Genomic DNA, 3,729 nt, shown 5'->3' on the forward strand with positions numbered 1-3,729 from the left:
TTTTCGGTCCGGATTTCGGCATGCCGAAGTCGTTCCCGATTGGGGGTCGTGCGGAGTGGTTTGCCGCCGGTGCGGCTCGAGTGCGTACCGATGAGCCGTTACGGCTCTGTGGCAGCTCGGGGAACATTACGGATCGGTCTGATCGGTGTCAACCCGTGTCGGCCGAATGCCTCAACCGAGGTCGTTCAGCCGTCCGTCGGCGTCCGGTTGGGCCTCCTCCACCCGGCGCAGGACGCGGGTGAGCATCTCGCCGAGGGCGCCGCGCTCCTCGGAGGACAGGTCCTGGAGCAGGTCTTCCTCGAAGACGGAGGCCCGGCGCATCGCCTCGAGCCACTTCTCGCGGCCGCCGGTCGTCAGCTCGACGATGACGCGCACGCGATTGTTCTCATCACGCTCCCGGGTGACGAGCCCTTCGTTCACCAGGCGGTCGATGCGGTGGGTCATGGCGGCCGGGGTGAGGCCGAGCCGCTTGGCCAGGTCGCCGGGGCCCAGCTGGTACGGGGAGCCGGACAGGACGAGGGCCTTCAGTACCTCGAACTCGACGTTGCTGATGCCGAGGGTCGAGGACTGCCTGCTGTAGGCGACGTTCATCCGCCGGGTGAGTCGGCTCAGGGCGTTCACGACCTGCTCCACCTGCGGGTCCAGGTCCTGGAATTCGCGCTGGTAGGCCGCGATCTGCTCCTCGAGGGTCAGCAGGTCGTCCGGATCGGGGGTGTCAGCCATGTGCGGAGTATGACACGGAACTTGTTCGCGCTGAACTCCTTCGCCGTGTACTCTTAAGCGTCGAAGTTTAGCTTCGAAGTCTTGAGGCTTCGAGTATGCGGGCTTCGTCCGACTCCGTACGACCTTCTCGACCTAGGTAGGTGAGTGTGACCACCGCGATGGGCGCAGCGCTGCGCCGGATCCAACTGGGCAACGCGCTGAGCGCGTTCGGCAACGGCTTCACGGTCCCGTTCCTGTTCGTCTATGTGGCGCAGGTGAGGGATCTCGGTGCGCATACGGCGGGCCTGGTGCTCGCGATGTTCGCGGTGGCCGCGCTTGTCGTGCTGCCCTTCACCGGTCGGGTGATCGACCGGCGGGGGCCGCTGTCTGTTGCCGTCGCGGGTGCGATCGCCTCCGCCGTGGGTTCGCTGGGGCTCGGGCTGGCGGCGAGCGAGCCGCTGGTCCTCGCCGCGGCCGGGGTGCTCGGTGCGGGCATGGCGGTGATCCAGCCCGCGCTGGCCACGCTGATCGTGTGGTGCTCGTCGCCCGCGACCCGGTCGCGCGCCTTCGCGACACAGTTCTTCCTCAGCAATCTGGGGCTCGGCGTCGGCGGGCTGCTCGGCGGGCTGCTGGTGGACACCTCGTCCCCGGCGGGCTTCGTGCGGCTGTTCGCGATCGACGCGGTGATGTTCCTGGTGCTGGGTGCCGCCGTGGCGACCGTACGGCTGCCGAAGGGGCCGGTGCTCGACGGCGCGGTGCCGACGGAGGCGTCCGAGGGCGGGTCGGGCGGCTGGCGTGCCCTGCTGGGGCACCGGGCCATGGTGCAGCTGTGTGTGCTGGGCTTCGTGCTGTTCTTCGCCTGCTACGGGCAGTTCGAGTCCGGGCTGTCGGCGTTCGCCGTGGACGTCGCGCATGTGTCGCCCGCGATGCTGGGCGTGGCGCTCGCGGCGAATACGGCGGCGATCGTGCTGGCGCAGTTCGTGGTGCTCAAGCTGGTCGAGCGGCGGCGGCGCAGCCGGGTGATCGCGCTGGTCGGGCTGGTGTGGACGGTCGCGTGGGCGGTGGCCGGGGCCGCCGGCCTGGTGCCGGGCAGCGAGGTCATGGGCACGGCCGCGATCGTCTCGGCGTACGCGCTCTTCGGTCTCGGGGAGGCGATGCTGTCGCCGACCGTCGCGCCGCTGGTGGCCGATCTGGCGCCGTCATCCCTGCTGGGGCAGTACAACGCGGCGTTCTCCCTGGTGAAGCAGTTGGCGCTGGCGGTCGGCCCGGCGATCGGCGGGCTGATGGCGGGAGCCGGGCTCTACGGGGCGTACATCGCGGGCCTGATCGTCTGCTCGCTGGGCATATCGGTGCTCGCGCTGCGGTTGGGCGGGCGGCTGTCGGCGCGGCAGGACAATCCGCTGCGCGGGGCCGCGGGTCCCTCGGTGCCCGCGCCGCGTTCGGAGCCGCGTTCGGAGTCGTCCGCCGCGGTGACCACGGCGGCCTGACCGGCCGCCGGGCTCCGGGCTCCGGGTCGCCCTTTCCGCCGGAGGTCTTATGGGTCTCCGGCGGGGAGGGCGAATTCGCACCACACCGCCTTTCCGCCGCCGGGTGTGCGGCGCGAGCCCCAGGAGGAGGCGATGGTCGCGACGATCGAGATGCCGCGGCCGGCCTCGTCGACCGGTTCGGCCCGGCGGCGGCGCGGCAGATGGTCGTCGCCGTCGGTCACCTCGATGATCAGCCGCCGGTCGGTGCGGCGCAGCCGCAGCCGCATCGGGGGCGTGCCGTGCTGGAGGGAGTTGGCGACCAGCTCACTGGCGGCGAGCACACCCAGGTCGCGCAGCTCCATCGGGAAGCGCCAGCTGGCGAGGACGCCGGAGGCGAAGGCCCGGGCGCGCGGGGCCGCTTCCACGCCGCCGAGGAGTTCGAGGGCGGCGTTGTGGAACAGCTCGGCGTCAGGGCCGCTGCGGGCGGGGTGCTGGAGGACCAGCACGGCGACGTCGTCGTCGTGCGCTGCGGTGATGCCGAGCGCCCGGATGAGGCGGTCGCACATCACCTGGGGCGTGCCGGTCGCGCCCGCGAAGACGCGTTCGAGGGCGGCGACGCCGTCGTAGATGTCCTTGTCGCGCCGCTCCACCAGACCGTCGGTGTACAGGACGGCGCTGGCGCCGGGGCCGAGCGGGACGGAGCCGGAGGTGTGCAGCCAGCCTCCGGTGCCCAGTGGTGGGCCGGTGGGTTCGGCGGCGCGGCGCACGGTGCCGTCCGGGTCGCGGACCAGGATCGGCAGATGGCCCGCGGAGGCGTAGACGAGGCGGCTCTCGTTGGGGTCGTGGACGGCGTAGACGCAGGTGGCGATCTGGTTGGCGTCGATCTCGGCGGCCAGTCCGTCGAGGAGCTGGAGCACCTCGTGCGGGGGCAGGTCGAGGCGGGCGTACGCGCGGACGGCGGTGCGCAGCTGGCCCATGACGGCGGCGGCGCGGACGCCGCGCCCCATGACGTCGCCGATGACGAGGGCGGTGCGGCCGCCGCCGAGGGTGATGACGTCGTACCAGTCGCCGCCGACCGCCGCGTCCTTGCCGCCGGGCTGGTAGGTGGCGGCGACGCGCAGGTCGTCGGGTTGTTCGAGCTCCTGTGGGAGGAGGCTGCGCTGGAGGGTGACGGCGGCCTCGCGCTGGAGCCGCTCGCTGGCGCGCAGCCGCTCGGCGGACTCGACCTGGTCGGTGACGTCGGCGCCGAAGACGAGGACGCCGCGCACCGGTTCGGCGGTGTCCTCGGTGCCGGTCCCGGTGGTCGTCGCGACCGCGGCCGCGACCGGGGCGGGCGTGTCGGGGCCCGCCGGGTCGGGGACGGCCCCGTCGTGGGCGGGCGCGGGCACGGGGTCGGGTGTGCGGTCCGCACCGGGGGCCGGGGCGGCCATCTCGATGGGCGAGCAGGTGAAGGTGTAGTACCCGTGCCGCGACCGGCCGGTGGCCGTGGCGGCCGCCTCGGGCTCGGCGTCGGTGCCCGGCGCGGGGCCGGGCCCGGGCTCGGGTGCCGCGGGGACGCGGC

The 3,729-nt window shown here is 72.8% G+C and carries 3 protein-coding genes; 1 reads left to right on the forward strand and 2 read right to left on the reverse strand.

The window, feature by feature from the left end; all coding sequences use genetic code 11:
- Positions 1-171 precede the first annotated feature (171 nt).
- Positions 172-723, reverse strand: coding sequence for a MarR family winged helix-turn-helix transcriptional regulator (locus EEJ42_RS33265; protein ID WP_123105736.1), 552 nt, complete (start codon positions 721-723; stop codon positions 172-174).
- Between the two features lie 146 nt (positions 724-869).
- Between EEJ42_RS33265 and EEJ42_RS33270 the strand changes: the two genes are divergently transcribed.
- Positions 870-2,189, forward strand: a complete 1,320-nt coding sequence (locus EEJ42_RS33270) for an MFS transporter (RefSeq protein WP_123105738.1) — start codon at positions 870-872, stop codon at positions 2,187-2,189.
- A 47-nt stretch (positions 2,190-2,236) separates the two neighbouring features.
- Here the strand turns inward: EEJ42_RS33270 and EEJ42_RS33275 are convergent.
- Positions 2,237-3,729 (reverse strand): ATP-binding SpoIIE family protein phosphatase (locus tag EEJ42_RS33275; protein ID WP_246097547.1); only part of this gene is annotated, 1,493 nt, incomplete at its 5' end.

This window comes from Streptomyces botrytidirepellens, assembly GCF_003721215.1.
In the GTDB taxonomy this organism is placed as follows: Bacteria; Actinomycetota; Actinomycetes; order Streptomycetales; family Streptomycetaceae; genus Streptomyces; species Streptomyces himastatinicus.